General features: G+C 63.0%; 28 protein-coding genes. 17 read left to right on the top strand and 11 right to left on the bottom strand.

Annotated elements, in window-relative coordinates; all coding sequences use genetic code 11:
- Positions 1-5 precede the first annotated feature (5 nt).
- Positions 6-1,238 carry an argininosuccinate synthase gene (locus AWT76_RS01610; protein WP_072244416.1) on the bottom strand — a complete coding sequence of 411 codons (1,233 nt, stop codon included), beginning with the start codon at positions 1,236-1,238 and terminating at the stop codon, positions 6-8.
- Here AWT76_RS01610 and AWT76_RS01605 point away from each other — a divergent pair.
- Positions 1,237-1,788: an acyl-CoA thioesterase gene (locus AWT76_RS01605; RefSeq protein WP_082700050.1), complete on the top strand. Its 552-nt coding sequence runs from the start codon at positions 1,237-1,239 to the stop codon at positions 1,786-1,788. The two genes, AWT76_RS01610 and AWT76_RS01605, sit on opposite strands and share 2 nt — an antisense overlap.
- Positions 1,785-3,032 (top strand): threonine ammonia-lyase IlvA, encoded by a 1,248-nt coding sequence (gene ilvA, locus AWT76_RS01600; RefSeq protein WP_072244415.1) that lies wholly within the window; start codon positions 1,785-1,787, stop codon positions 3,030-3,032. Before AWT76_RS01605 ends, ilvA begins: the two co-directional genes overlap by 4 nt.
- An 8-nt stretch (positions 3,033-3,040) precedes the next feature.
- Here the strand turns inward: ilvA and AWT76_RS01595 are convergent, their stop codons facing one another.
- Entirely contained in the window at positions 3,041-3,376 is a 336-nt protein-coding gene (locus AWT76_RS01595; RefSeq protein WP_072244709.1) for an Hpt domain-containing protein, read from the bottom strand.
- Between the two features lie 185 nt (positions 3,377-3,561).
- Between AWT76_RS01595 and AWT76_RS01590 the strand changes: the two genes are divergently transcribed.
- A complete protein-coding gene (locus AWT76_RS01590) occupies positions 3,562-4,869 on the top strand; it encodes a PP2C family protein-serine/threonine phosphatase (protein WP_245638746.1) in 1,308 nt (435 codons plus the stop codon).
- Between the two features lies 1 nt (position 4,870).
- Here the strand turns inward: AWT76_RS01590 and AWT76_RS01585 are convergent, their stop codons facing one another.
- Both AWT76_RS01585 and AWT76_RS01580 read right to left on the bottom strand, forming a co-directional pair.
- Complete coding sequence (locus AWT76_RS01585) at positions 4,871-5,323, bottom strand: GNAT family N-acetyltransferase (protein ID WP_072244414.1); 453 nt, start codon at positions 5,321-5,323, stop codon at positions 4,871-4,873.
- Entirely contained in the window at positions 5,323-5,757 is a 435-nt protein-coding gene (locus AWT76_RS01580; RefSeq protein ID WP_072244413.1) for an NUDIX domain-containing protein, read from the bottom strand. Before AWT76_RS01580 ends, AWT76_RS01585 begins: the two co-directional genes overlap by 1 nt.
- A gap of 82 nt (positions 5,758-5,839) precedes the next feature.
- Between AWT76_RS01580 and hslO the strand changes: the two genes are divergently transcribed.
- The 7 genes from hslO (at position 5,840) to AWT76_RS01545 (ending at position 13,177) form a co-directional block, all read left to right on the top strand.
- Positions 5,840-6,781, top strand: coding sequence for an Hsp33 family molecular chaperone HslO (gene hslO / locus AWT76_RS01575; protein WP_072244412.1), 942 nt, complete (start codon positions 5,840-5,842; stop codon positions 6,779-6,781).
- The gene (locus tag AWT76_RS01570; RefSeq protein WP_082700048.1) at positions 6,774-7,358 is read left to right on the top strand and encodes a CoA pyrophosphatase; all 585 of its coding nucleotides are present in this window, start codon (positions 6,774-6,776) and stop codon (positions 7,356-7,358) included. The genes hslO and AWT76_RS01570 overlap by 8 nt, the downstream gene beginning before the upstream one ends.
- On the top strand, positions 7,349-8,482 hold the full coding sequence (locus tag AWT76_RS01565; protein ID WP_072244410.1) for a CCA tRNA nucleotidyltransferase: 1,134 nt from the start codon (positions 7,349-7,351) through the stop codon (positions 8,480-8,482). Before AWT76_RS01570 ends, AWT76_RS01565 begins: the two co-directional genes overlap by 10 nt.
- A 49-nt stretch (positions 8,483-8,531) precedes the next feature.
- The gene (locus tag AWT76_RS01560; protein WP_072244409.1) at positions 8,532-10,412 is read left to right on the top strand and encodes an ABC transporter ATP-binding protein; all 1,881 of its coding nucleotides are present in this window, start codon (positions 8,532-8,534) and stop codon (positions 10,410-10,412) included.
- Between the two features lie 9 nt (positions 10,413-10,421).
- A complete protein-coding gene (locus AWT76_RS01555) occupies positions 10,422-11,633 on the top strand; it encodes a class I SAM-dependent RNA methyltransferase (RefSeq protein ID WP_072244408.1) in 1,212 nt (403 codons plus the stop codon).
- A gap of 36 nt (positions 11,634-11,669) precedes the next feature.
- Complete coding sequence (locus tag AWT76_RS01550) at positions 11,670-12,446, top strand: ion transporter (protein WP_072244407.1); 777 nt, start codon at positions 11,670-11,672, stop codon at positions 12,444-12,446.
- 77 nt (positions 12,447-12,523) lie between these two features.
- Complete coding sequence (locus AWT76_RS01545) at positions 12,524-13,177, top strand: L,D-transpeptidase family protein (protein ID WP_072244406.1); 654 nt, start codon at positions 12,524-12,526, stop codon at positions 13,175-13,177.
- Here AWT76_RS01545 and AWT76_RS01540 read toward each other — a convergent pair.
- The 3 genes from AWT76_RS01540 to AWT76_RS01530 all read right to left on the bottom strand — a co-directional run bounded on the left by AWT76_RS01540 (position 13,146) and on the right by AWT76_RS01530 (position 15,617).
- Positions 13,146-14,126, bottom strand: a complete 981-nt coding sequence (locus AWT76_RS01540; RefSeq protein WP_072244405.1) for a glutathione S-transferase family protein — start codon at positions 14,124-14,126, stop codon at positions 13,146-13,148. The two genes, AWT76_RS01545 and AWT76_RS01540, sit on opposite strands and share 32 nt — an antisense overlap.
- 86 nt (positions 14,127-14,212) lie before the next feature.
- A complete protein-coding gene (locus AWT76_RS01535) occupies positions 14,213-14,971 on the bottom strand; it encodes a pyridoxine 5'-phosphate synthase (protein WP_072244404.1) in 759 nt (252 codons plus the stop codon).
- A 13-nt stretch (positions 14,972-14,984) separates the two neighbouring features.
- Positions 14,985-15,617: an FMN-binding negative transcriptional regulator gene (locus tag AWT76_RS01530; RefSeq protein ID WP_072244403.1), complete on the bottom strand. Its 633-nt coding sequence runs from the start codon at positions 15,615-15,617 to the stop codon at positions 14,985-14,987.
- A 165-nt stretch (positions 15,618-15,782) separates the two neighbouring features.
- Between AWT76_RS01530 and AWT76_RS01525 the strand changes: the two genes are divergently transcribed.
- Positions 15,783-16,709, top strand: a complete 927-nt coding sequence (locus tag AWT76_RS01525) for an MBL fold metallo-hydrolase (RefSeq protein WP_072244402.1) — start codon at positions 15,783-15,785, stop codon at positions 16,707-16,709.
- A 31-nt stretch (positions 16,710-16,740) separates the two neighbouring features.
- On the opposite strand, the gene AWT76_RS01520 is transcribed toward AWT76_RS01525, so the two are convergent.
- The 3 genes from AWT76_RS01520 to AWT76_RS01510 form a co-directional block, all read right to left on the bottom strand.
- Positions 16,741-17,913: a MalY/PatB family protein gene (locus AWT76_RS01520; RefSeq protein ID WP_072244401.1), complete on the bottom strand. Its 1,173-nt coding sequence runs from the start codon at positions 17,911-17,913 to the stop codon at positions 16,741-16,743.
- A 3-nt stretch (positions 17,914-17,916) separates the two neighbouring features.
- Positions 17,917-18,162, bottom strand: coding sequence for a helix-turn-helix transcriptional regulator (locus AWT76_RS01515; protein WP_072244400.1), 246 nt, complete (start codon positions 18,160-18,162; stop codon positions 17,917-17,919).
- Positions 18,163-18,294: 132 nt separating this feature from the next.
- Positions 18,295-18,702 carry a hypothetical protein gene (locus AWT76_RS01510; RefSeq protein WP_141655838.1) on the bottom strand — a complete coding sequence of 136 codons (408 nt, stop codon included), beginning with the start codon at positions 18,700-18,702 and terminating at the stop codon, positions 18,295-18,297.
- Between the two features lie 119 nt (positions 18,703-18,821).
- On the opposite strand from AWT76_RS01510, the gene def (AWT76_RS01505) reads away from it, so the two are divergent.
- From def (AWT76_RS01505) to fmt, 3 genes are all read left to right on the top strand, one after another.
- A complete protein-coding gene (gene def, locus AWT76_RS01505) occupies positions 18,822-19,343 on the top strand; it encodes a peptide deformylase (RefSeq protein WP_072244398.1) in 522 nt (173 codons plus the stop codon).
- Positions 19,340-19,834 carry a peptide deformylase gene (gene def / locus AWT76_RS01500; RefSeq protein ID WP_072244397.1) on the top strand — a complete coding sequence of 165 codons (495 nt, stop codon included), beginning with the start codon at positions 19,340-19,342 and terminating at the stop codon, positions 19,832-19,834. Before def (AWT76_RS01505) ends, def (AWT76_RS01500) begins: the two co-directional genes overlap by 4 nt.
- A 73-nt stretch (positions 19,835-19,907) precedes the next feature.
- Positions 19,908-20,813: a methionyl-tRNA formyltransferase gene (fmt, locus tag AWT76_RS01495; protein ID WP_072244396.1), complete on the top strand. Its 906-nt coding sequence runs from the start codon at positions 19,908-19,910 to the stop codon at positions 20,811-20,813.
- Here the strand turns inward: fmt and AWT76_RS01490 are convergent.
- Positions 20,810-21,973 (bottom strand): MFS transporter, encoded by a 1,164-nt coding sequence (locus AWT76_RS01490; protein ID WP_072244395.1) that lies wholly within the window; start codon positions 21,971-21,973, stop codon positions 20,810-20,812. The genes fmt and AWT76_RS01490 overlap by 4 nt on opposite strands.
- Before the next feature lie 126 nt (positions 21,974-22,099).
- Here AWT76_RS01490 and AWT76_RS01485 point away from each other — a divergent pair, with 126 nt between their 5' ends.
- The 3 genes from AWT76_RS01485 to AWT76_RS01475 all read left to right on the top strand — a co-directional run bounded on the left by AWT76_RS01485 (position 22,100) and on the right by AWT76_RS01475 (position 24,555).
- Positions 22,100-22,939, top strand: a complete 840-nt coding sequence (locus AWT76_RS01485) for a methylated-DNA--[protein]-cysteine S-methyltransferase (RefSeq protein ID WP_072244706.1) — start codon at positions 22,100-22,102, stop codon at positions 22,937-22,939.
- An 86-nt stretch (positions 22,940-23,025) separates the two neighbouring features.
- Positions 23,026-23,664 (top strand): YiaD family glycine zipper/OmpA-like lipoprotein, encoded by a 639-nt coding sequence (locus AWT76_RS01480; RefSeq protein ID WP_072244394.1) that lies wholly within the window; start codon positions 23,026-23,028, stop codon positions 23,662-23,664.
- Positions 23,665-23,784: 120 nt separating this feature from the next.
- Positions 23,785-24,555, top strand: coding sequence for a FadR/GntR family transcriptional regulator (locus AWT76_RS01475; protein WP_072244393.1), 771 nt, complete (start codon positions 23,785-23,787; stop codon positions 24,553-24,555).
- The last annotated feature ends 19 nt before the right edge of the window (positions 24,556-24,574 follow it).

Genomic DNA, 24,574 nt, shown 5'->3' with positions numbered 1-24,574 from the left:
GGGGCTTAGCCCCGCAACCGCCGGTCGCGCGCGGCCAGCAGTTTCAGGCGCAGCGCGTTCAACTGAATGAAGCCTGCGGCATCTTTCTGGTCATAGGCGCCCGCGTCGTCTTCAAACGTGACATGGGCTTCGGAGTAAAGCGAATGGTCCGACCAACGGCCCACGCAGCGCACCGACCCTTTGTAAAGTTTCAGGCGCACCGTTCCGGTGACATGTTCCTGGCTTTTGTCGATAAGTGCCTGCAACATCTCGCGCTCGGGCGAGAACCAGAAGCCGTTGTAGATCAGTTCGGCATAGCGTGGCATGAGGCTGTCTTTCAGATGGCCCGCGCCGGAATCCAGCGTGATCTGTTCGATCCCGCGATGCGCTTCCAGAAGCAACGTGCCGCCCGGCGTTTCATAGATTCCGCGCGATTTCATGCCGACGAAACGGTTTTCCACGAAATCCAGCCGCCCGATGCCGTGCTTGCCGCCCAGCTCGTTCAGCTTGGTCAGAATGGTCGCGGGCGAGAGCGCCTCGCCATTGATGGCGGTGGCGTCGCCACGCTCGAAGCTGATTTCCACGTATTCGGGCGTATCGGGCGCGGCCTCTGGCGCGACCGTACGCTGGTAGACGTAATCGGGCGCGTCCTCTGCCGGGTCTTCCAGCACCTTGCCTTCAGACGAGGTGTGCAGCAGGTTCGCATCGACCGAGAACGGCGCTTCGCCGCGCTTGTCCTTGGCGATCGGGATCTGGTGCGCTTCGGCGAATTCCAAGAGCTTGGTGCGCGAGGTCAGATCCCATTCCCGCCACGGTGCGATGACCTTGATATCGGGGTTCAGCGCATAGGCGGACAGTTCGAACCGGACCTGGTCATTGCCCTTGCCGGTCGCCCCATGGGCCACGGCATCGGCCCCGGTCTGGGCCGCGATCTCGACCAGCCGCTTGGAAATGAGCGGGCGCGCGATAGAGGTGCCGAGCAGATACAGCCCCTCATAGACCGCGTTTGCGCGGAACATGGGGAAGACGAAATCGCGCACGAATTCTTCGCGCAGATCTTCAATGTAGATGTTTTCGGGCGCGATGCCCAAAAGTTCGGCTTTCTTGCGGGCGGGGTCCAACTCTTCTCCCTGCCCCAAATCGGCGGTGAAGGTCACGACCTCGCACCCGTATTCGGTTTGCAGCCATTTCAGGATGATGGACGTATCCAACCCGCCGGAATAGGCGAGCACGACTTTCTTGGGGGCATGGCTGGGCATGGTGGCTCCGAACATTGCAAGGATCGCGGTTGGCAAGCGGTCTATTGGCTTTGCGCCCCTGCTGCAAGAGGCCGCACGGGGTTTGCACCGCGCCCGGATATGCTATGCCAAGGGTTTGAACGACAAAGGGGGCGACATGGCGCCAGAGCTTTTGCGCGGGGTGATCCACCCGTGGCACCACGACCATTTCGGGCATATGAACGTGCGCCATTACGCGCCATTTTTCGACGATGCCTGCTACCATATGTGGACCCGGCTGGGGCTGGCCTACCGTGATATGCTGGCCGAGCACGGCGTGCATACCGTGACTGCGCAGGCCTGCACGCGGTTCGTGGCCGAATTGCAGGCCGGTGACCTGATCGTGATTACCGGGGTGGTCACCAAGATCGGCACGAAAAGCTGCACCTTCCTGTTCGAGATGCGCCATGCCGATACCGGCGCGCTGCACGCCACTTATGAAGTGGTCGAGGTGTTTTTCGACCCCGCCACGCGCGGGTCCACCGCCATGCCGGACACGGTGCGCCGCAAGCTGGAGACCGCGCTGGTATGACCGACTTTGCCGCCCGCGCGACCGCCGCTTGCGCGCCCATGCGCGCGCTGTTTCCACCCACACCGCTGCTGCGCAATGACTACCTGTCGCAGAAATACAGCGCCGAAATCTGGCTGAAGCGCGAAGACCTAAGCCCCGTGCGCAGCTACAAGATTCGCGGTGCCCTGAACGCCATGCGCAAACAGTTGGACCGGGTGCCAGAGGGGCGCGCGTTTGTGTGCGCAAGTGCGGGCAACCATGCGCAGGGCGTGGCCTTTGCCTGCCGTCATTTCGGGGTGCAGGGCACGATCTTCATGCCGGTCACGACGCCGCAACAGAAGATCATGAAAACCCGCAGTTTCGGCGGGGCGCAGGTCACGATCGAACTGACCGGCGACACGTTCGACCAGTCGCTGGCGGCGGCGCAAGCGTTTTGCACGCAACGCGGCGCGCATTTCCTGTCACCCTTCGATGATGAGGACGTGATCGAAGGCCAAGCCAGCGTGGCGGTCGAAATGCTGGCCCAAATGGACCATGCGCCCGATATGGTGGTGCTGCCCGTGGGCGGCGGCGGCCTGAGCGCGGGGATGACAAGCTATCTGGCCCAAACCGCGCCCGGCTGCGCGCTGCGCTATGTCGAACCCGCGGGCGGCGCATCTTTGCAGGCGGCTTTGCGCGCGGGCGAACCCGTGACCTTGCCGCGCATCGACAGTTTCGTCGATGGTGCCTCTGTGGCGCGGATCGGCGCGCGCACCTTCGCGCGGCTGCGCCATGTCGCGCCCGACCATGTGCTGATCGCGCCCGAAAACCGCATCTGCATTACCATGTTGGACCTGCTGAACGTGGAAGGGCTTGTGCTGGAACCGGCGGGCGCGCTGTCGCTGGATGTGCTGGACAGCCTGCGCGAGCAGATCGCGGGCAAGACGGTGGTATGCGTCGTCTCTGGCGGGAATTTCGACTTTGAGCGCCTGCCAGAGGTGAAGGAACGCGCCATGCGATTCGCCGGCACCAAGAAATACCTGCTGTTGCGCCTGCCCCAACGCCCCGGCGCGCTGCGCGATTTTCTGGGCATTCTGGGGCCGGAAGACGACATTGCCCGGTTTGAATACCTGAAGAAAACCGCACGCAATTTCGGCACGGTTTTGCTGGGGATCGAAACCACGAACCCCGACAATTTCAGCGGGCTGTTTTCGCGGCTGGACGATGCAGGCTTTGCCTATTCCGATATAACCGAAGACGAGATCATGGCCAATTTCGTGATCTGAAACGGCACCTAATTCGCGCCAATCCGGTCGCGCCATTGGCTAGACAATTCTTGGCAAGAGGCCGGGAATTGTTCCGTGACGGCAAGCCGTTGTGCTTCGGTCATCACACCGTTGCGGGCGTTTTCCTCGCCCTTGGCGCAGATTTGGGCGACCTCGTCCAGCCCAAGGTTAAGCGCCGCACCCTTCAGGAAATGAAATTCTGCTGCAATGGCCGTCGCGCTGTTGGCCTGCGCCAACCGCGCCAGCCCCTCGGCCACTTCAGAGCTGAACAGCTCCAGCACTTCGCCCAAGGCGTCGTCACCAACTTCTTCGTGCAATTCGGATACTCTTGACCAATCTATCACGTCTGACCCCCAATTCATCATGCACCTGCAAGACTGCGACAAAGCCCCTAAGGATTCGTAAGGACGCGACCGTTTGTTGGACAGGGCGGCGCGTTTTCATCGGGTGTTAATTCGTCGCTGCAATACTGGTGCCGCTCGACCCCTGTGCGGCTCTGAACCTATGGATGATTGGCGTGGATACCAGTGTGACACCACAAGATACCTTCGCGACCGCGACGATCGGCGCAAAACAGGCGCTGGTGGTTGATGATAGTGCGGCCCAACGGCTTGTATTGGCCAAGAACCTTGAACGCTGGGGGTATCAGGTCACACAGGCCGCGTCAGGCGACACGGCGCTACAACTCTGCCAGACCAACCGCTTCGATCTGATTCTGTCCGACTGGATGATGCCGGGCATGAACGGGCTGGATTTTTGCCGCGCCTTTCGTGCGCTCGATCACGAAAGTTATTCCTATTTCATTCTGCTGACCTCCAATAACGAAAAGAACGCGGTCGCCGAAGGGTTGAACGTTGGCGCGGATGACTTTTTGTCGAAACCCGTTGGCACATCGGAATTGCGCGCGCGGATCTTTGCAGGCGAACGTTTGCTGGCAATGGAACGGCAGGTCAAAGCCCGCAATGAAGAATTGCAGGCCGCGCTGCGCAAACTTCAGGCCTTGTACGATGCGGTGGATCGCGACCTGATGGAAGCGCGCAAGCTGCAACAATCTATGATCCGCGACCGGTTCCACGACTTCGGGGGCAGCCAATTGTCGCTGATGTTGCATTCATCCGGCCATGTGGGCGGCGATATGGTCGGCACATTCCCGATCAATGCGCAGCGAATCGGCATCTATTCGCTGGATGTGTCGGGCCATGGCGTGGCCGCTGCCCTGCTGGGCGCGCGGATTGGCGGCATGTTCGGCGGTGCGCAGTCACAGAATATCGCGCTGACCCGCAATTTCACGACCGGCCAAATGGAAGCGGTCGCCCCGCATGATGTCGCTGCGCGCATGAACAGCCTGATGTTGCAAGAAATCGACACCGAAGCCTATCTGACCGTGGCCTATGCCGATCTGGACCTGACCACCGGGCGGCTGGTTATAGTGCAGGCGGGCCATCCGCACCCGGTCATTCAGCGGCAGGACGGCACGATCGAATTTATTGGCGAGGGTGGGCTTCCCATCGGCCTGATCGACGGCGCGACCTATACCAGTTTCGAAGCAGAATTGCGGCCCGGCGATCGGCTGTTCTTGTATTCTGACGGGATTACCGAATGCGCGGATCAAGATGACAACGAATTCGGCGAAAATGGCCTGCGCGAGCTGTTCACCAAACTGGCCGACCAGCGCGGGCTGTCCCTGCTGGACGCCCTGAAATGGGAACTGGCGCTGTGGTCCGGGCGCGATGAATTCAGCGATGACGTTTCCGGCGCCTTGCTGGAGTTCAGCGCCTATAAAACCGTCTGCCCCAACGCGCACAGCTATTACCCTGAGCAGCCGGCAGACAGCTAGCTTACCCCGCGCTCAAGGATTTGCGAAAGAAAACCCGGTCGAATCCGTCCTGCATCTGGCGAGCAATGCGCGTGTAGCCAAGGCTTTCGTAGAAAGGCAGATTTTCCGTCATCGCCGCATTGGTGTAAAGCGTTACAGCGTCCAGCCCCTGTTGCCGAGCCAGTGCCTCTACATGCGCAACAAGGCGTTTGCCCACGCCGCGCCCCGCGTCGTCGGGCCAGACCGCCAGCGTGTCGAGCACCATGTCACCCCCGGCATGGCGGCAGATGACGTGGCCAAGAATGCGCCCATCGGGGCCGGTGGCGACATAGGCCTCGGCAGCCACGATCGCCGCTGCCGGATCGGTCTGCATGGGCGCTGGTTCGCGCCCCATCCGCCCAACATAGCGCGCGAAAGCCGCGCGAGAGCAGGCGCGGATCGTCTGGGCATCGGCCAAGATGGCGGGTCGAATCATTACAGCAGGGCCGCCAAAAAGGCGCGGTCGCCATCATTGCCAAGCAAGGTCACGGCCTTGGCCACCGGGCACCAATGCGCGGAATGGCCCGGCTCTGACGGCAGCGCGACGGGCCGCACGGGCTGTGCTATGTAAATCGTGCACAGTTTTTCGGCCCACAGCGCATAGTCCGGCATGTAGCAAAACCGCCGGAACGCACCCAGCCGCCGCACGGGGCGCACGCGCCAGCCGGTTTCCTCCAGCACCTCGCGGCGCAGGGCTTGCAGCGCGCTTTCGCCCGCGTCAATTCCGCCGCCCGGCAGTTGCCATTCGTCATCCGGCCAAGCCTGATGCGTCAGCAGCACCGAATCCCCGCTTAGGACAATAGCATAGGCCCCGTGGCGGCGGGTGTAGCGTTGCCCATCCACGCGCGCCTCTCCGAATCTGCGGATCATCCTTGGCCCTCCGGTCGTGATTCCTATATGTGGGGGCAAGCCTAGGCGCGCGCCGCGCGCAGCACCAGCAAGGAAATACATCATGAGCATTGGCGAACAAATCGCCTGGGACGACACGGTTCTGCCGTTCCAACTGGACAATAGCGACATTCGCGGCCGCGTGGCGCGGCTGGATGGCGCGCTGGAAAAGGTGTTGGAAAAACACAATTATCCGCCGCTTGTCGAAGCCTTGGTGGCCGAGGCCACGTTGCTGACCGCGATGATCGGCCAGACCATCAAACTGCGCTGGAAACTGTCCTTGCAGATTCGCGGCGACGGCCCGCTGCGGCTGATCGCAACCGATTATTACGCCCCCGAAGAAGAGGGCGCGCCCGCGCGCATTCGCGCTTATGCCAGCTTCGACGGTGACCGGCTGGCGGAAAACACCAATCCCTATACCCAGATCGGTCAGGGGTATTTCGCTATACTGATTGACCAAGGGCCGGATATGACGCCGTATCAGGGCATTACACCTTTGGCCGGGCAATCGCTAAGCGCCTGCGCAGAAACCTATTTCGCGCAATCCGAACAGTTGCCCACCCGCTTTGCGCTGTCCTTTGGGCGCGCCACCCTGCCCGGTCAGGCGCAAGCTTGGCGCGCAGGGGGCGTGATGTTGCAGCACATGCCCGGCAATTCGGAAGCGCCCAAGCGCGACACAGCCGAGCAGGCAGAGAATTGGACCCGCGCCAACATGCTGTTGGACACGGTTGAAGAGCTGGAATTGATCGGCCCGCATGTCGGCCCGCCCGAATTGCTGGCCCGCCTATTCCACGAGGAAGCGCCCCGCGTCTACGACCCGCAACCGGTGCATTTCGGCTGCTCCTGTTCCGAGGATAAGGTCCGCAGCACGCTGTCCATCTATTCGGCCAAGGACATTGCCACCATGACCACCGAGGACGGCAAAGTCACCGCCGACTGCCAGTTCTGCGGCGCGCATTATGTCATGGACCCGGCAACGCTGGGCTTCGAGGGCAAGGATGGATGATCGCCTGCGCGCGGCGCTGGCCCTGCCTGCGAATGCGTCGAGCGATTTCGACCTGAACCCGGCGCTCAGGCAGGGACCAGCGCGCAAGCTGCGCCCCGCTGCCGTGCTGATCGCGGTAGATGATGCGGGCGGCGTTATCTTGACCAAGCGCGCCTCGCATCTGCGCCACCATCCCGGCCAGATCGCCTTTCCCGGCGGGCGGCAAGACGCGACCGACCCCGATCTGGCCACCACCGCGCTGCGCGAGGCGCGCGAAGAAATCGGGCTAGATGCAGGACAGGTGCGCATCCTTGGCACGCTGCCCACGCATGAAACCGTCACCGGTTTTCTGGTCACGCCTTTCGTGGCGCGGCTGGACGGGGCCTTTACCCCGCGCCCCGAACCGGGCGAGGTGGCAGAGGTGTTCCGCACGCCCTTGGCGCATGTCATCGACCCGGCCTGTTATGTGATCGAACGGCGCATCTGGCGCGGGCAATGGCGGCATTTCTATGCCGTGCCATGGGGGCCATATTATATATGGGGGGCCAGCGCGCGTATTCTGCGGGGCTTGGCAGAACGGATGGCACGATGCGCGTAAGCGGCGACTGGCTGGAAAACGACCGCACGCAAAAAGTGCTGGGCTTGCTGACCGGCGCGGGCCATGCGGCCTATGCGGTGGGCGGCTGCGTGCGCAATGCCGCACTGGGCGAGGTCGTGACGGATGTGGACATCGCCACATCGGCGCGGCCCCAACAGGTCATCGCCTTGGCCGAAGCAGCAAACCTGCGCGCCGTGCCCACGGGGCTGGCGCATGGCACGGTCACGCTGGTGGTGGACGGCGAAGGATTCGAGGTCACAACCTTCCGCCGCGACGTGGCAACCGATGGGCGGCATGCCGAGGTGGCCTTTTCCGACCGGATGGAGGACGACGCGGCGCGCCGCGATTTCACGATGAACTCGCTTTATGCCGATGCGGCGGGGCATGTGCTGGACCCGCTGGGCGGTATGGACGACCTGCGCGCGCGGCGGCTGCGCTTCGTGGGCGACCCGGCCCAGCGCATTGCCGAGGATTACCTGCGCATCCTGCGGTTCTTTCGCTTTCACGCGCAATATGGCGACCCCGATCACGGGCTGGACCCGGACGGGCTGGCGGCCTGCGCCGATGGGGCCGAGGGGCTGGCGCGGCTATCCGCCGAACGGGTCACGGGCGAGTTGCGCAAATTGCTGTCTGCGCACGACCCCAGCCCTTCGGTCGCGGCAATGCATCATGCCAGTGTGTTGGTGCGCGTGCTGCCAGGGGCAGACCCGCGCGGCTTGGCCCCGTTGGTGCATTTGGACGCGGGCGTGCCGCCGCGCTGGCTGCGGCGTCTGGCCGTGCTGGGCGGAGAGACCAGCGCGCTGCGCCTGACCAAGGCTGAAGCGCGTGACCTGACCTGCCTGCGCGGCGCGTTGGGCGACATGACCGCACCGGCCCTTCTGGGCTACCGCTTGGGCGCGGAACTGGGCACGGATGCCGTGCTGGCGCGTGCTGCAACCTTTGAAAGCCCCCTGCCCCCCGATTGGCAGGCAGAGATCGCGCGCGGCGCATCCGCGCGCTTCCCGATCCGCGCAGCAGACCTGCCGGGGCTGGACGGCGCAGCCTTGGGACAAAGACTGAAGGCCTTGGAAGCGCGCTGGATCACGTCGGATTTCCGCGCCACGCGCGACGATCTGCTGGGCTGACTGGCGCGGGCGCGACAAACGCCCTATGTCCTGTCCCAAAGGATAGGCCATGTTGCAAAAGACAGACCCCACCCAAAAACCGACCCTTGCCTTTCGGCTGGCGGGGTTGATCGACGGCTTTGCCCATGCCGATGGGCCGCCGCCGCAAAGCCTTTTGCGCTTCATGCTGTGGTCGGTCAAAGGGTCTTGGCCGGTCTTGGCACTGGCCACGGTCATTTCCGCCATTGTGGGCACGACCGAAGTGATCTCGGCGCTGCTTTTGGGCCAGATCATTGACGCGGCGGTAGGCACCGGCGCGCAGGGTTTCATCGCTGCGCATGGCTGGTTGATCACCGGATTCGTGGTGTTTTTCATGGTGGTGCGCCCGCTGGCCTTTGGCATATCCTCGGCGGCCAATAGCATCGTGGTGCAGCCCAATATCTTTGTTCTGGTGCAATCGCGGCTGAACCGCTGGACGCTGGGCCAGCCCGTGACATTCTTCGACAATGATTTCGCCGGTCGCATTGCGCAAAAGCAGGTGCAGACCGCCCGCGCGCTGACCGATGTGGCCAATGAAACCATCAATACCATGGCTTTCGCGCTGTCTTCTATCATCGGGTCGGTCGTGCTGTTGTTTACCATCGACCCGCGCATGGCACTGGTGCTGGCGGTTTGGCTGGTGGGGTATCTGTGGTTGATCCGGTATTTTCTGCCGCAAGTGCGCGAACGCTCTGGCAAGCGCGCGGGTGCCCGTGCCAAGGTTAGCGGGCAGGTGGTGGACACGATCAGCAACATCAAGACGGTCAAGCTGTTTGCCCATGCCGATTTCGAGGACCGCGCGGCGCTGAACGCCATGAGCGTGTTCCGTGACCGCTCTGTCGAATTTGGCGAAGTGCAGGTGTGGTTCCGTTTTGGCCTGATGCTGGTCGCGGGCATTTTGCCGGTGCTGCTGATTGGCGGCACATTGTGGCTGTGGTCGGCGGGCATGGCCAGCACCGGCGATATTGCCGCCGCAGGCGCCGTGGCCATTCGCATTGCGCAGATGACAGGCTGGGTCAGTTTCGTGCTGATGGCGATCTATTCGAACATTGGCGAAATAGAGGACGGGATGCGCACCCTAACCCCATGCCCAGACCTGACCGATGCCAAGGGCGCGGTCGAGATTGGTCGCGCCGAAGGGGCCGTCGCCTTCGAAGATGTGGGCTTTGCTTACGGGCGCGATGCAGGCGGGGTGGACGGGCTGAGCTTGGCGGTTGCCAAGGGCGAGAAGATCGGGATCGTCGGCGCGTCGGGTGCCGGGAAATCGACCCTCGTGGCGCTTTTGCTGCGGCTGTATGATGTGGAAGCCGGGCGCATCACGCTGGACGGGCGCGATATTCGCCAGATCACGCAAGAAAGCCTGCGCCGCAACATTGCCATGGTCACGCAGGAAACGGCCATGTTCAACCGTTCGGCGCTGGAAAACATCCGCTATGGCCGCCCCGATGCCACACGGGCAGAGATTGAGGCCGCCGCCAAAGCGGCCGAAGCGCATGATTTCATCAAGGATTTGCAGGACCACGAAGGCCGCCGCGGTTATGATGCGCAACTGGGCGAACGCGGCGTGCGCCTGTCGGGCGGACAACGCCAGCGCATTGCGCTGGCGCGCGCCTTTCTGAAAAACGCGCCCATTCTGGTGCTGGACGAGGCGACATCCGCGCTGGATTCAGAGGTTGAAGCCGCTGTGCAAGACGCGTTGCAACCGCTGATGCAGGGTAAAACCGTGCTGGCCATTGCGCACCGTCTATCGACCATCGCCCAACTGGACCGGATTGTCGTGCTTGACGCGGGCCGCATCCTTGAGCAAGGAACCCATGAACAGCTTTTGGCCAAGGGCGGCACCTATGCGCGCTTCTGGGCACGGCAATCGGGCGGGTTTCTGGGCACGGATGAGACATCTGAAATCGCATAAGGCCGCGCTATGGGGCTGACCATTCTTAGGCTTGGCCACCATGGCGACGGGGTGGCCGATGGCCCAGTTTTCGTGCCGCGCGCCCTGCCGGGCGAGGTGGTGGAAGGCGAGGTCACGCATGGCCGCATCGCGGCCCCGCGCATTCTGACGCCTTCGCCAGAGCGCATCGCCGCACCCTGCCCGCATTACAAGGCCTGCGGCGGCTGCGCGTTGCAGCATGCCCGCGAGGGGTTCGTGACCGAGTGGAAAGAGGGCGTGATCCGGCAGGCTTTGGCCGCGCAGGGGTTGGACGCGCCGTTCCGCGCGGCTCATATCTCGCCGCTCGGCACGCGGCGGCGGGCGGCGTTTTCGGGCCGACGACTGAAAAAAGGGGCCTTGGTGGGGTTCCATGCGCGGGCATCGGATACGGTGACAGCCGTTCCCGACTGCCTGATCCTGCGGCCCGAGCTGACCGCCGCTTTGCCGCTGCTGGAAGAGCTGGTCACGCTGGCCGGATCGCGCAAGGGCGAGATGGCGCTGTCGCTGACCCTGTCCAATGTGGGGCTTGATCTGGCGGTGACAGGCGGCAAACCGCTGGACGGGCCGCTGCAAGCCACGCTGGGGCAATGGGCCGGCGCAAACGGGCTGGCCCGGCTGGCATGGGATGGCGAGGTGATCGCCCAAGCCGCGCCGCCTGTCCACAGCTTTGGGCGCGCGCATGTCACTCCGCCGCCCGGCGCGTTCCTGCAAGCCACCGCCGATGCGCAAGCGGCGCTGCAAGCGGCCGTGGCGAAGGCCGTGGGCGATGCGCCGCGCGTGGCCGACCTGTTCGCGGGCTGCGGCACCTTTGCCCTGCCCTTGGCCGAACGCGCGGAAATACATGCGGTCGAAAGCATGGCCGACATGCTGGCCGCGCTTGACCACGGTTGGCGGCATGCGACCGGGCTAAAACGCCTGAGCCATGAAACCCGCGACCTGTTCCGCAACCCGCTTTTGCCCGAAGACCTTGCCCGCTTTGACGCTGTTGTCATCGACCCGCCCCGTGCCGGGGCCGAAGCGCAGGCGCGCGCGCTGGCGGCAAGTGCTGTGCCGCGTATTGCGGCGGTATCGTGCAACCCGGTTACCTTCGCGCGCGACGCGAAAATCCTGTGTGATGCGGGTTATCGCCTGCAATGGGTGCAGATGGTCGATCAATTCCGCTTCAGCCCGCATGTGGAGCTTGCAGCCGCCTTCGCAAGGTAACATATCTGCGCGGAAATCATTCTTCGGGGATATATCATGTTCAGCCGCGCAAGCATCGCCGCATTTCTGGACCAAAATTGGGTGCGCAATGGGGTCATCGGGGTGATCCTGTTCAATGCCGTGTTGCTGGGCATGGAAACGTCGCGCCCGCTGATGGATGCCATCGGTCCGGTCATCCTGACGCTGGACAAGATCTGCCTTGGCATTTTCGTGGTGGAACTGGCGCTAAAGCTATACGCCCATCGCTGGCAATTCTGGCGTTCGGGCTGGAATATCTTCGATTTCATCATCATCGGCATTGCCCTAATGCCCGCGACCCAAGGCTTCAGCGTGCTGCGGGCGCTAAGGATCTTGCGACTGCTGCGGGTGGTGTCGGTCAGCCCCAGCCTGCGGCGCGTGGTGGAAGGGTTCATCACAGCGCTGCCCGGCATGGGGTCGGTGTTTTTGCTGATGGGCATGATCTTTTACATCGGCTCGGTCATGGCCACCAAGCTGTTCCAAAACAGCTTCCCGCAATGGTTCGGCGATCTGGGATCGTCGGCCTATTCGCTGTTCCAGATCATGACGCTGGAAAGCTGGTCAATGGGAATCGTGCGCCCGGTTATGGAAGTATACCCCTATGCATGGCTGTTCTTCGTGCCCTTCATCATGGTCACAACATTCGCCGTGGTAAACCTGCTGGTCGGCCTGATTGTGAATTCGATGCAAGACGCCCATGCCGCCGAAAGCAACAAGGCCACCGACGAATACCGCGACGAGGTGCTGACCCGCCTGCGCGAAATCGAGAAGAAGCTGGCAGAGCGCGACGGATGACGCGTGTGTGAACACCGCGCCAGCTTGGCAGACCGCGCGGGTTCGGGCATAGTTGTCAAAAAACCCCAGAGGCCTCGATGCAGCTTTTCCGCCTGTTCCTGCCCGTGGCGTTTCTGGCCCTGCTGACGGCCTGCGCGCCAACGAAGTTTCGGACCTATGACGGCCCCGAAGTGACCCGCGTTGTCGTCTACAAGGCCGAACGCCAGATGGACTTGCTGCATTTCGGCACGGTCCTGCGCAGCTACCGGGTGCAGCTTGGCGGCCAGCCCTTCGGCCATAAAGAGCGCGAGGGCGACCGCCGCACGCCGGAAGGCGATTACATCATTGACCGGCGCAACCCCAACAGCGCCTTTCATCTGTCCATCGGGCTTGACTACCCGAACGAAGCCGACCGCGCCCATGCCGCGGCGAATGGCTGGGAGCCGGGAGGTGACATCTTCATCCACGGGCGCGGGCCGCGCTACCAGCGGGCGCGGGGCGACTGGACAAACGGCTGCATTGCCGTGACCGACCGACAGATGGAAGACATCTACGCTATGGTGCGCAACGGCACGCCCATCACGATTTTTGCGTCGAAACAGCAAGAGCTGGAACGCAGCGGTATGAGCGCGCCGGCGATGGCGGCAAGCGGACCTCGCCTTGCGGCGGCGCCGGTCACGGGTCTGTTGGTGCTGACGCCCGGTCCAGATACGCCTCGTCCTAGACCGTCCCCCGCCCGTGCGGTGCGGTAAAATCCGGGCGCGGGTTGATCGGGATAATCCGGTGCGGATTGATCGTGTCATGGCTGTAATGGTAGTGTCGCACGATATGGTCGAAATGCACCGTATCTGCCACGCCGGGGTGCTGGTATAGCTCGCGCGTATAGGCCCACAGGTTTGGGTAATCCACGATCCGCGCGCGGTTGCATTTGAAATGCGTGTGATAGACCAGATCGAAGCGCACAAGTGTGGTGAACAGCCGCCAATCCGCCTCTGTCAGTTGGTCGCCCGCAAGGTAGCGTTGGCGCGACAGTCGCGCGTCCAACCAGTCGAGCGTGTCGAATAGCGGGTAGACCGCGTCGTCATAGGCCGCTTGGGTGCTGGCAAAACCGGATTTGTAAACGCCGTTGTTCAGCGTGTTGTAGACCCGGTCATTGACCGCGTCGATCTCGGCGCGCAGGGCTTCGGGGTAATAATCCTCCGTGTTCCCGGTCAGGTCGTCGAACGCGCTGTTGAACATGCGGATGATCTCGGCGCTCTCATTGGACACGATCTTGCCCTGCGCCTTGTCCCACAGCACCGGCACCGTCGCACGGCCCGACACCTTGGGGTCGGCGCGAATGTAAATGTCGCGGATATGGGTGCTGCCAAACAGCCGGTCGCCCGTCGCGCCGGGGAAATCCGTGGCAAAGCTCCATCCGTCTTGCAGCATGTCGGGGTGCACGGCGGAAACGTCGATCAGCCCTTCCAGCCCCTTCAACGCACGAAAGATCAGCGCCCGGTGCGCCCATGGGCAGGCATAGGACACATATAGATGGTAGCGCCCGGCTTCGGCCTTGAAGCCACCCGCGCAACTGGGCCCGGCGCTGCCATCGGGCGTGATCCAGTTGCGAAACCGCGACGTGTCGCGCTGGAACGCGCCCCCAGTTTTGCTGGTGTCATACCATTGGTCGGACCATTTGCCGTCGATCAGAACGCCCATTACTTCCTCCTTTTCCTGCTTCCTGACAGCTAAGGCGCAAAGAGGCCGAGGCCAACCTGCACGAATGCGCAGGCCTTGTGCAGGCGCTAGGTTTGATCGGGCGCTGTGCCGTTGCAGGCCGCAAGATAGCGCCGCACGGTGGCGTCCATCCCATAGGTCAGCGCATCACAAAACAGCGCATGTCCGATAGAGACCTCTGCAATCTGCGGCACATGCGCCACTAAGACAGCCAAATTCGGCACCGTCAGATCATGGCCCGCATTGACCGCCAAGCCCAGCAGCGTGGCTTCAGTTGCGGCTTGGGCCAGATCGGTCAGGGCGCGCTCACACGCCGCCGGGTCGGAATGCGCAGCACCGTATGGGCCGGTGTAAAGCTCTACCCGGTGGGTTCCGGTCGCGGCGGCAGCTTCCATCTGGCGGGCATCGGGGTCGGCAAACAGCGACACGCGTTGGCGGCGTGCCTTCAGTCCGCCCACAATATCGGCTAGCCAAACGCCATCCTTGGCAAAATCCCAGCCGTGGTCGCTGGTTGCCTGCGCGGGGTCGTCAGGCACAAGCGTAACCTGCTCCGCGCGCACGGTGGCGGCAAGGTCCAGAAACCGGGCGTCGGGGTAGCCTTCAACGTTCAATTCGCGGTCGGGGAATTCGCTGTCGATCAATGCGCGCAGATCCTGCACGTCGCTCGCGCGGGTGTGGCGTTCGTCCGGGCGGGGATGCACGGTCAGCCCTGCCGCCCCGGCGGCCAGCGCGATGCGGCCCAAACCCACAACGCTGGGCCATGGGTGATCGCGCCGGTTGCGCAGCAAAGCGGCCACGTTCAGGTTGACGGACAGCAAGGTTGGCATGGCGTAGTCCCTTTCACTGGTCGCGCGCGCGGTCGGCCACAAGTTGCGACAGGTCGGCCCGCCCTTCGGCATTTAGCCCGTCGCGCACGCCTGCAAGGTCTGCCTCTGTCTTGTTCTGGCTAACCTTCCAGACGCCCGACAGCTCTGTGATCGTCAACTCGAACCCGACCAGCCCGCGCAATTGCCGCTGCATGAACTCTGCCGGCGCATCAGAGACCTGCCACGGCACCGGACGATGGCTTTCATGGGCGTGTGTCAGGTCGTGCAAATGCTGCATCAGCCAATCCGGGTCTTGTTGGAACCGCAAGATGCCGCGCGCATGGACGATGACGTAGTTCCATGTTGGCACCACCTTGCCGTGTTCGCGCTTGGACGGATACCAAGACGGCGTGACATAGCCCTGCGGCCCCTGAAAGATTGCCATTGCCGAAATTGGCCCGGTCGTAATACGAAATAACGGGTTGCCATGGGCGATATGACCATGCAGCGCGCCATACTCGCCTGCCTTGGGATGCAGCACCAAAGGCACATGATCGGCGGTGATCTGGCCCAAAGCATCTGTGACCAACGCCGCGAACGGGTGCGCGCGCATCAGGTCATGCATCACCTCTGGCCGGGTTTCGTGAAACATCTGCGGCTGGAACATGCGGTCCCCCTTGCTGTGCGGTTTTGCATAGCACCCGCGCCCATGCCCCGTAAGCCGGAAACTTCAGGCTCTTGGCGCGACCAACGCATCACGCGAGCGTGACAGGACTTTTGCCATGCGGCGTTATGTCTTGGCGCAAAGCTACCCACCTTTGGAGGAGACGACATGACAAAGCTTACCCGCCGCACCCTTATGGCCGCAGGGGCCGCGCTGCCCTTGGCCGGCTTGGCCGCCCCTCGCGCCGCGCTTGCCGAAGCCCCGATGATGGGCGCAAGTTTTGCACGCCACCGCCGCTTCATGATCGGCGGGTTCGAGGTGACCACCATTCTGGCCGGCACCACCCCGCGCGAAAACCCGCAAGGGATTTTCGGGATGGACGCCTCGGCAGAGGAATTTGCCGAGGTCAGCCGCGCGAATTTCCTGTCTACGGATGTGTCGCAGTTCTTCTTCACGCCCACCGTGGTCAATACCGGGTCCCAACTGGTGCTGTTCGACACCGGCCTGAACGGTCCTGCAATGACCGAAGCGCTGGCAAGTGCGGGCTACACGCCCGACCAGATCGACATCGTGGTGCTGACGCATATGCATGGCGACCACATTGGCGGCATGATGACAGATGGGGCCGCGACCTTCCCCAATGCGCGCTACGTCACCGGGCAGGCGGAATTCGACCATTGGGCCGCCGCGGGCAACGAAGGCTTTGACGCCAATGTGCGCCCCATGGCCGAGATGATGACCTTCATCGGCGATGGCGATGACGTGGTGACGGGCATTACCGGTATGGCGGCCTTTGGGCACACGCCGGGGCATATGGTTTACCGGCTGGACAGCGACGGGGCGGGGCTGGTCATTTTCGCGGACCTTGCCAACCACCCCGTCTGGTCGCTGGCGCGCCCCGATTGGGAAGTGCGCTTTGACGCCGACAAGGCGCAGGCCGCCGAAAGCCGCCGCCGCGTGCTGGGTATGATCGCCGCCGACCGGGTTCCGGCCATCGGCTATCACATGCCCTTTCCGGCTGTGGGGTATGTGGATGCTGGCCGCGACGGTGCCGAATTCCGTTGGGTGCCGGAATCGGGTCAGTTGATGGGGTAAGGTGACTGAGGCCGGGCCTTGCGGCCCCGTTTCATTGCAGATCGCCAAAGGCGCGTTGCAGCCGCGCCACGGCATCGGTCATCACCGAACGCGGCGCGCCAAGGTTGAAGCGCAGGTAATTCGCGCCACCGGTGCCGAATGTCGGCCCATGGTTGGCGACGATCTTCGCGTCGCGTTCCACCCGTGTTGTGAACTCTGCCATGTCCATGCCTGTGCCGGAAAAATCCACCCAAGCTAGGTAGGTCGATTGCAACGGCATGGACCGCAGACCGGGAATGGCGTTCACGCCCGCGTCGAACAGGCGGCGATTTTCATCCAGATAGGCGACCAGCGCATCGACCCATTGCGCCCCTTGCGGCGAATAGGCGGCGGTCACGGCATGAAAGCCAAAGCTGTTGCCAGAAATGCCCATAGCGCCAAGCGTGGCGGCGAATTGCGCGCGCAACCGGTCATCGGGGATAATGACCTGCCCGCAATGCGTGCCTGCAATGTTGAATGTCTTGGACGGGGCGGTCAGCATAACCACCCGGTCCATATGCTCTGGCGCGGCCAAGGGCATGACCGTGTGCGTATGGCCGGGCATGACCAGATCATGATGAATCTCGTCCGAGATCAGAAGCAGATCATGCCGCGCGCAAAACGCGGCCACCGCGCGCAGTTCTTCCACCGACCAGACCCGCCCACCGGGGTTATGCGGCGAGCATAGGATGACCATGCGGGTGCTGTCATCGACCAGCGCCTCGGCGGCGTCCATATCCATCTGGTACAGCCCGTCAGCTTCGGCCATGGGGCATTCGACAACCCGCCGCCCGGCTGCATGGATGACCCGCGCGAAGGCGTGATACACCGGCGTGAACAGCATCACCCCATCGCCCGGTGCGGTCCATGTGTGCAGGCACAGACCCACCGCATTGACCAACCCATGCGTGGTCGAGATATGCGCAGGGTCCACCTGCCAGCCATGGCGGTGCTCCATCCACCAGCAGATCGCGGACCGGTAAGCGCTGTCATCGCCGTAATAGCCATAGACCCCGTGGTCCAGCATGGCTTGCAGCACGTCTTGCACCGCTTGGGGCGGGCGGAAATCCATATCCGCGACCCACATCGCCAAGCCGTCATCCGGGGACACGCCGTAAAGCGGCTGCATCATATCCCATTTGGAACAATGCGTGCCGCGCCGGTCGATGATCTCGTCGAAAGTCATGGATTACCCTCCGTTTTCGGCACTGTCCTTGGGCGGCCCGAAAGGGTCAAGCGCGAAAAGCTCTGACACGGGGCAGTCCAGTGCCCGCGCCAATTTCAACGCCAGAATGGTCGAGGGGATGAACACCCGGTTTTCAACGGTATTGATCGTCTTGCGGCTGACGCCCACGGCAAGGGCCAGTTCGCCCTGCGTCAGCCCGCGCTGTGCGCGCAGCACTTTCAGGCGGTTATAAAGCGCGTCGTCACTCATCGGCACCGCGTCCCTGTCACCACATGACCATGTGATACGCCGCTTGGTGCGGCGCCACTGCAAATCCTCTGGCTTCGATATGGCAGAAGCTGCGGATCAGGACCATTTTCCCACTGTTCCAAAGCGGGCGGCTCAATCTGCGCGGCCACGCAGGATGGACGCTAGGAAATGCAGCGCGGGCGCAATGCCTAGAACCGGCCCCATCCAGTAGAACGCGGCCTGCGCCTCTAGCCACCCTGTCAGGACAAGGCTTAGCATCAGCAGGAAAGCGGCAAGCGCGGCCCAATAGCCAAAGACAAGGCTGGCGCGATGCGCCGCGAGGTTCATCTCATCCCATGCGCAGTCAGATTGGCCCGGGAAAGCCATGTTCACGACCAAGGACAAGACAGACAGCGCGAACATCGTGCCCCCGATGATCCATGCCCAAGTCTGCCCCGATGGGCCGACGCCGGCGAAGATGGCGGCAAGCGAGACAACGATCAGCACCACCGCGCTGGCCATGGTCAGCATTCGGACAAAGGCGACAGGATTCCGGGACATGCGTTTTCCTCCGCGTTTAAGTAACCTAAAGGTAACATAGGGCGATTCGACAGGTAACGTCAAGGTTACACGCAGCCAAACCCTTGCCCCGCCCGCCCGCGCGCGATAAATCCCTTTCCATGAGCATTCGACCCATCCTGATCCATCCCGACCCGCGGCTGAAAAAGCTGTGCGACCCGGTGTCCGAGGTGACTGCCGATATCGGCAAACTGGCCGAGGATATGCTGGAAACGATGTATGACGCGCCGGGCGTGGGCCTGGCTGCCCCCCAAATCGGGGTCTTGAAGCGTATTTTCGTCATGGATTGCGCGAAAGAGGACGATGCCGAAAAGCACCCGATGGTGTTGATCAACCCCGAGATCATCGCCAAGTCGGACGAGATGAACACCTACGAGGAAGGCTGCCTGTCCATTCCAGAGCAATATGGCGAAGTCACCCGTCCTAAGCTGGTGACAATGCGCTGGCTGGGGCTGGATGGCAAACTGCACGAGGTTGAGTTCGACGGGCTATGGGCCACCTGCGCGCAGCATGAGTTGGACCATCTGAACGGCAAGCTGTTCATCGACCATCTGGGTGCGATCAAGCGGCAGATGATTACCCGCAAAATGGTCAAGCTAAAGCGCGAAAAGGCCCGCGCGTGACGGTTCGCCGTTGCCTGCCTTGGCCCGACCCGGTGCTGCGCCGCAAGGCCGCCCCGGTAGATGCGATCACGGATGAGATTCGCACCATCTGGGACGATATGATCGACACGATGGAAGCCATGCCGGGGGTGGGCCTTGCCGCGCCGCAAATTGGCGTGGGGCTGCGGCTGGCGGTGGTGGACGCGTCCGAAGCACGCGGTCAGGCCTTACGCATGGCGAACCCAGAGATTCTGCACGCAAGCGCCGTGCTGCGCGCGCATGACGAAGCCAGCCCAAACCTGCCCGGCGTGCATGCGCGGGTCGAGCGGCCCCGCGCCGTCACAGTCCGGTTTCTGAATGAGGCCGGTGCGCTGGAAGAGCGCGAGATGGTCGGGCTATGGGCGACCAGCGTGCAACACCAGATCGACCATCTGGACGGGCGCATGTTCTTCGACCGACTTAGCCGGGTAAAGCGCGACATGTTGCTGCGCCGCGCGGGGAAACAGCGTTAAGCTGCCGTGGTGCCAGTGAGGGGCCAGCCCCTCACGCTCCCCGGAGTATTTTGGCAAGATGAAGGGGGATGCGATGCGAGTTGTCTTCATGGGTACGCCGGATTTCTCGGTTCCCGCGCTGGATGCCATCCATGCTGCGCATGAGGTGGGCTGCGTCTATACCCAGCCGCCCCGCCCCGCTGGTCGTGGCAAGAAGGACCGCCCGTCGCCAGTGCAGGCGCGCGCCGAAGCGCTGGGGCTACTGGTGCGCCACCCGGTCAGCCTGAAAGAGGCCGAGGCGCAGGCCGCGTTCGCAGCGCTGAATGCCGATGTCGCTGTGGTTGTGGCCTATGGGCTGATCCTGCCGCAAGCGGTGCTGGATGCGCCGCGCTTTGGCTGTCTGAATATCCATGCCAGCCTTTTGCCGCGCTGGCGAGGGGCTGCCCCCATTCACCGCGCGATCATGGCAGGGGACGCGGAAACGGGTGTATGCATCATGCAGATGGACGCGGGGCTGGATACTGGCCCCGTTCTGCTGCGCGAGGCCACACCAATTACTGAGCGCGACACCACCGCGCGCCTGCATGACCGCCTGTCCGACATGGGCGCGCGGTTGATCATGCAGGCGCTGTCGCAGTTGAATAGCCTTGTGCCGCACCCACAACCCACGGTCGGCGTGACCTATGCCGAGAAAATCGACAAATCCGAAGCGCGGATTGACTGGGCGCAGCCCGCAGAGGGTGTGGCGCGGCAGATCAGGGCGCTCTCTCCCTTTCCGGGCGCGTGGTGCGACAGCCCAGCGGGGCGGCTGAAGCTGCTGGATGCCCGCGCTGTCGCGGGCAATGGCGCGCCCGGCGAAGTGCTGGACGGGTTGACCATTGCCTGCGGCACCGGGGCCGTGCAAGTATTGACCGTACAGCGCGAAGGCAAGCGCGCGAGCGACGCCGAAGCCTTCCTGAACGGTCACCGCTTTGCGCCGGGCACGGTTCTGGGCGGTTAATCCGTCCGGTCCGTGGCGAACAAGTAGACCGCGCAGCCCGCCAAAAGCAGCAGCGCGAAGAACCCGAACAGCAAGCTGTAAGACCCGTCGCCCATTCGGTGCAGATGCCCGCTGGCCACCTGCAACAACCCGACCCCGCCAATGGAGAACAGGTTTATCAGCGTCACCCCCCGCCCCGTCAGATGCGCGGGGATGAAGCTGCGGCCATGCGCCATGAGCATGGGAAAAGACGCGCCAAAGAACCCCACCGCCGCCAGCAACATGGCACTGGGCCAGAACCCAAGGGCAGGCGCGATGGCCAGCACTGCAAGTGCCGCCGCCCCCAACAAGTTGCCACCAAGTATAACCCATTTGCGCGTGCCAAACAGCCGGTCCAGCGGGCCATAGGCAAAATTGCCTGCGATCATGGCAAACGCCATGACCAGCGTTGCCTGCCCGACAAGATTGGCATCGGCCCCGAAAGTATCGGTCATATAGGGACCAACCCACAACCCGCGCAGCCCTGCCGCTGGCGCGTAATTGACGAACAAAAGCGGCATCATCCACCACAGCGCACGAATGCGCAGCACGTCGCGCAGGCGGGCTTTGGTGCCTTGGGGCGCTTCGGCGCGGGGCGGGTCGGGGATGACCACCCACAAGACCGTGGCAACCAAGGCCGTGATCCCCGCCATGACCCACAGCGCCATGCGCCAGCCATAGACCTCTGATGCCCAAGCCAAGGGCCATGCGCCCAGAATATTGCCCAGTGACCCAAGGCCAATGACCGCCCCCGCCAGCGTGGCAAAGACCGCCGGGGCAAAGCTGCGCGCAAAGATGTAATAGGACGCCATCAGCACCGGCGCGCAGCCCACGCCCAGCAGCATCATCGCCAGATGGATATGCGTGGCATTTTGCGCCAAGGCGAATAGGGCCGCGCCCCCGGTCCCGCCAAGCCCCAGCATCAGCGCGGTCGTGCGGCGCGGACCAATCTGGTCCAGCGCCATGCCCAGCGGAATCTGCGCTGCGGCAAAGACCAAGAACCACAGACCAGAGGACAGCGCCAGATCATCGGGGGTCACAGCCAGATCCTGCGTCAAAGGTCCGGCCAGAACCGCCAGAAACGCACGATAGAACTGGCTGAGCAGATAGCCCAGCACAAGACAGGCAAGTCCAAGTTTCACGCGGGGCCCTCCTCCTCACATGGTTGCGGCAAGCTGTAGTGAACTTGTGAAGCACGTGCAATGCGCAGCTTTCGGGGTGCAGATTTTTCCAGCGCGCGCTATGGCTTGGGCAAGGAAAGGCACGCCATGGACCAAAGTTATCATTACAAGCTGATCGCGCGGGCGATTGCGCTGATTGACGCGCCGGGCGGCACCGCGCGCAGTCTGGACGATCTGGCAGCAGAGCTTGGCCTGAGCGCCGCGCATTTTCAGCGGGTGTTCAGTGCTTGGGCCGGGGTTTCGCCCAAACGCTACCAGCAATACCTGACGCTGGGCCATGCACGGCAGTTGCTTGCGGCGCGGTTTTCGACGTTCGACACCGCCTTGCAGCTTGGCCTGTCCGGGCAAGCGCGGCTGCATGATCTGTTCCTGCGCTGGGAAGGAATGACCCCCGGTGATTATGCCAAGCGCGGCGAGGGTCTGGAGATACACTATGGCTGGTTCGACAGCCCCTTCGGACCGGCCTTGGGGCTTGCAACGGATCGCGGCCTGTGCGGGCTGGCCTTTGCCGAAAACTGCGACGACATGTCGGCCCTGGCTGACATGACCCGACGCTGGCCAAAAGCGCGCTATAGGGCCGATCCGGCGGCAGCCGCGCCACATGTTGATGTGGCCTTTGCCCGCAAAGGAACGGCGCAATTGCACATGATCGGCACGCCCTTTCAGATAAAGGTCTGGGAAGCCTTGTTGCAGGTGCCGCCCGGTCATGTCACCAGCTATGGCGAGGTCGCAAAAACCGTCTGTTCGGAACGTGCCGCGCGCGCGGTGGGCACGGCGGTGGGGCGCAACCCGCTGGGTTTTGTCATTCCCTGCCACCGCGTGCTGCAAGGCAGCGGAGCACTTGGCGGGTATCATTGGGGGCTGACGCGCAAACGCGCCATGCTGGGCTGGGAAGCCGCGCAGGCCGATGCTGTCGCGCAAGCGTGATGGCAAATCCCCGCGTATCGGCGCGCGCCGCAATGGTGGGTGCGCCCAGAATATGGTATCACGCGGGCAGTTAGTAGGAGAGTGTCATGAGACTCGTCGCCCCTTTTGCAATTTCGGTTCTGGCCCTAAGTGCCTGCGCCCCCGACCCCAATAACCCGCAAAACCGCACATTTACGGGCGCATTGACCGGGGCGGCCGTTGGTGCCGTCGTAGGTGCCGCGACGGGTGATGGCGGCGGCGACCGGGCCTTGGCCGGCGCCCTGATCGGGGGCACAGGCGGTGCGCTGATTGGCCAACGGCTGGACCGTCAGGCCGCAGAGCTGCGCCGCCAACTGGGCGGTGACGTGAATATCGAGAATACCGGGCAGGAACTGATCCTGACCCTGCCGCAAGACCTGCTGTTTGCGACCGACAGCGCCACCGTGCGCCCCGATCTGCAAAGCGACCTGCGCGTGATTGCCAATAACCTTGTGGACTACCCGCGCAGCGATGTGCGTGTGGTGGGCCATACCGACAATACCGGGTCGGCCAGCTATAATCAGGGGCTGTCGGAACGGCGCGCGGCCAGCGTGGCGCAGGTGTTGTTCAACAATGGTGTCGCTGCTTCGCGCGTGCGCGCCGAAGGGCGCGGGCTGACCCAGCCGGTCGCCGATAATGGCACCGCATCGGGGCGGCAGCAGAACCGCCGGGTTGAAATTTACGTCCGACCGTATCAGCCTAGCTAGGCGATACCTGTAGCTTGCCACGAAAGGCTGATCCTTGCGGTCAGCCTTTTTGATTGCGGCGGGCGATATTCGGTCATATCTTTTTACCAAAACCCCGCATAGATGGGGTAAGGAGGAAACTTGCCATTTCAGCGCATCCAGCCCGAAAAGCTGTCACAATCGGTCGTGCGGCAGATTGAACTGCTTTTGTTGCGCGGTGTCCTGCGCCCGGGCGAGCGGTTGCCCGCAGAGCGTGTTCTGGCCGAACGGTTGGGCGTGTCCCGTCCCAGCCTGCGCGACGCTTTGGCGGAATTGCAGGACCGCGGGTTGCTGGAAAGCCGCGCCGGGGCCGGCGTGTTCGTAGCCGAATTGCTGGACAGCGCATTTTCGGATTCGTTGGTGCGCTTGTTTGCCGAACATGATGAAGCATTGTTCGATTACATCAGCTTTCGCCGCGACATGGAGGCAATGTCGGCAGAGAGGGCCGCGCGGCTTGGGTCGGATACGGATTTGGCGGTTATCAACACCCTCTACCAGCGCATGGAAGCCGCGCATCAGAAACGTGATCCGACCGAGGAAGCGCAGCTTGACGCCGAATTTCACCTGTCAATCGTGGAAGCGTCGCATAACATCATCATGCTGCACATGATGCGCGCCATGTTCGACCTGTTGCATAAAGGTGTTTTCTATAATCGCCAGATGATCTTTCGCCAGCGCGCCACCCGCAGCGACCTGCTGGCCCAGCACAAGGCAATCAACGCGGCCATTCAGGCCCGCGACCCTGTTGCGGCCCATGCGGCAGCCACGGCGCATCTGGATTTTGTCGAGAGGATCATGAACGACTTCAAACGCAGCGAGCATAACGAAGCCATTGCGCGACTGCGTTACGAACACTCACAAGAAAGCTTATGAAAAAACCCGGCCTTGCAGC

This window comes from Roseibaca calidilacus (assembly GCF_001517585.1).
Lineage (GTDB): Bacteria > Pseudomonadota > Alphaproteobacteria > Rhodobacterales > Rhodobacteraceae > Roseinatronobacter > Roseinatronobacter calidilacus.
The sequence above is the reverse complement of the archived record's forward strand: the minus strand, read 5'-3'. Positions and strand labels throughout refer to the sequence as shown.

What these genes read in the sequence shown, in the direction of transcription:
- AWT76_RS01570 (WP_082700048.1), top strand. Translation starts at nt 6,774, where the DNA reads ATGGATGATCGCCTGCGCGCGGCGCTGGCCCTGCCTGCGAATGCGTCG.
- AWT76_RS01555 (WP_072244408.1), top strand. Translation starts at nt 10,422, where the DNA reads ATGGGGCTGACCATTCTTAGGCTTGGCCACCATGGCGACGGGGTGGCC.
- AWT76_RS01485 (WP_072244706.1), top strand. Translation starts at nt 22,100, where the DNA reads ATGGACCAAAGTTATCATTACAAGCTGATCGCGCGGGCGATTGCGCTG.
- AWT76_RS01550 (WP_072244407.1), top strand. Translation starts at nt 11,670, where the DNA reads ATGTTCAGCCGCGCAAGCATCGCCGCATTTCTGGACCAAAATTGGGTG.
- AWT76_RS01585 (WP_072244414.1), bottom strand. Translation starts at nt 5,323, where the DNA reads ATGATTCGACCCGCCATCTTGGCCGATGCCCAGACGATCCGCGCCTGC.
- AWT76_RS01540 (WP_072244405.1), bottom strand. Translation starts at nt 14,126, where the DNA reads ATGGGCGTTCTGATCGACGGCAAATGGTCCGACCAATGGTATGACACC.
- AWT76_RS01535 (WP_072244404.1), bottom strand. Translation starts at nt 14,971, where the DNA reads ATGCCAACCTTGCTGTCCGTCAACCTGAACGTGGCCGCTTTGCTGCGC.
- AWT76_RS01515 (WP_072244400.1), bottom strand. Translation starts at nt 18,162, where the DNA reads ATGAGTGACGACGCGCTTTATAACCGCCTGAAAGTGCTGCGCGCACAG.
- AWT76_RS01480 (WP_072244394.1), top strand. Translation starts at nt 23,026, where the DNA reads ATGAGACTCGTCGCCCCTTTTGCAATTTCGGTTCTGGCCCTAAGTGCC.
- AWT76_RS01560 (WP_072244409.1), top strand. Translation starts at nt 8,532, where the DNA reads ATGTTGCAAAAGACAGACCCCACCCAAAAACCGACCCTTGCCTTTCGG.
- AWT76_RS01580 (WP_072244413.1), bottom strand. Translation starts at nt 5,757, where the DNA reads ATGATCCGCAGATTCGGAGAGGCGCGCGTGGATGGGCAACGCTACACC.
- ilvA (WP_072244415.1), top strand. Translation starts at nt 1,785, where the DNA reads ATGACCGACTTTGCCGCCCGCGCGACCGCCGCTTGCGCGCCCATGCGC.
- AWT76_RS01545 (WP_072244406.1), top strand. Translation starts at nt 12,524, where the DNA reads ATGCAGCTTTTCCGCCTGTTCCTGCCCGTGGCGTTTCTGGCCCTGCTG.
- hslO (WP_072244412.1), top strand. Translation starts at nt 5,840, where the DNA reads ATGAGCATTGGCGAACAAATCGCCTGGGACGACACGGTTCTGCCGTTC.
- AWT76_RS01530 (WP_072244403.1), bottom strand. Translation starts at nt 15,617, where the DNA reads ATGTTCCAGCCGCAGATGTTTCACGAAACCCGGCCAGAGGTGATGCAT.
- fmt (WP_072244396.1), top strand. Translation starts at nt 19,908, where the DNA reads ATGCGAGTTGTCTTCATGGGTACGCCGGATTTCTCGGTTCCCGCGCTG.
- AWT76_RS01525 (WP_072244402.1), top strand. Translation starts at nt 15,783, where the DNA reads ATGACAAAGCTTACCCGCCGCACCCTTATGGCCGCAGGGGCCGCGCTG.
- AWT76_RS01565 (WP_072244410.1), top strand. Translation starts at nt 7,349, where the DNA reads ATGCGCGTAAGCGGCGACTGGCTGGAAAACGACCGCACGCAAAAAGTG.
- AWT76_RS01610 (WP_072244416.1), bottom strand. Translation starts at nt 1,238, where the DNA reads ATGCCCAGCCATGCCCCCAAGAAAGTCGTGCTCGCCTATTCCGGCGGG.
- AWT76_RS01510 (WP_141655838.1), bottom strand. Translation starts at nt 18,702, where the DNA reads ATGTCCCGGAATCCTGTCGCCTTTGTCCGAATGCTGACCATGGCCAGC.
- def (WP_072244398.1), top strand. Translation starts at nt 18,822, where the DNA reads ATGAGCATTCGACCCATCCTGATCCATCCCGACCCGCGGCTGAAAAAG.
- AWT76_RS01605 (WP_082700050.1), top strand. Translation starts at nt 1,237, where the DNA reads ATGGTGGCTCCGAACATTGCAAGGATCGCGGTTGGCAAGCGGTCTATT.
- AWT76_RS01520 (WP_072244401.1), bottom strand. Translation starts at nt 17,913, where the DNA reads ATGACTTTCGACGAGATCATCGACCGGCGCGGCACGCATTGTTCCAAA.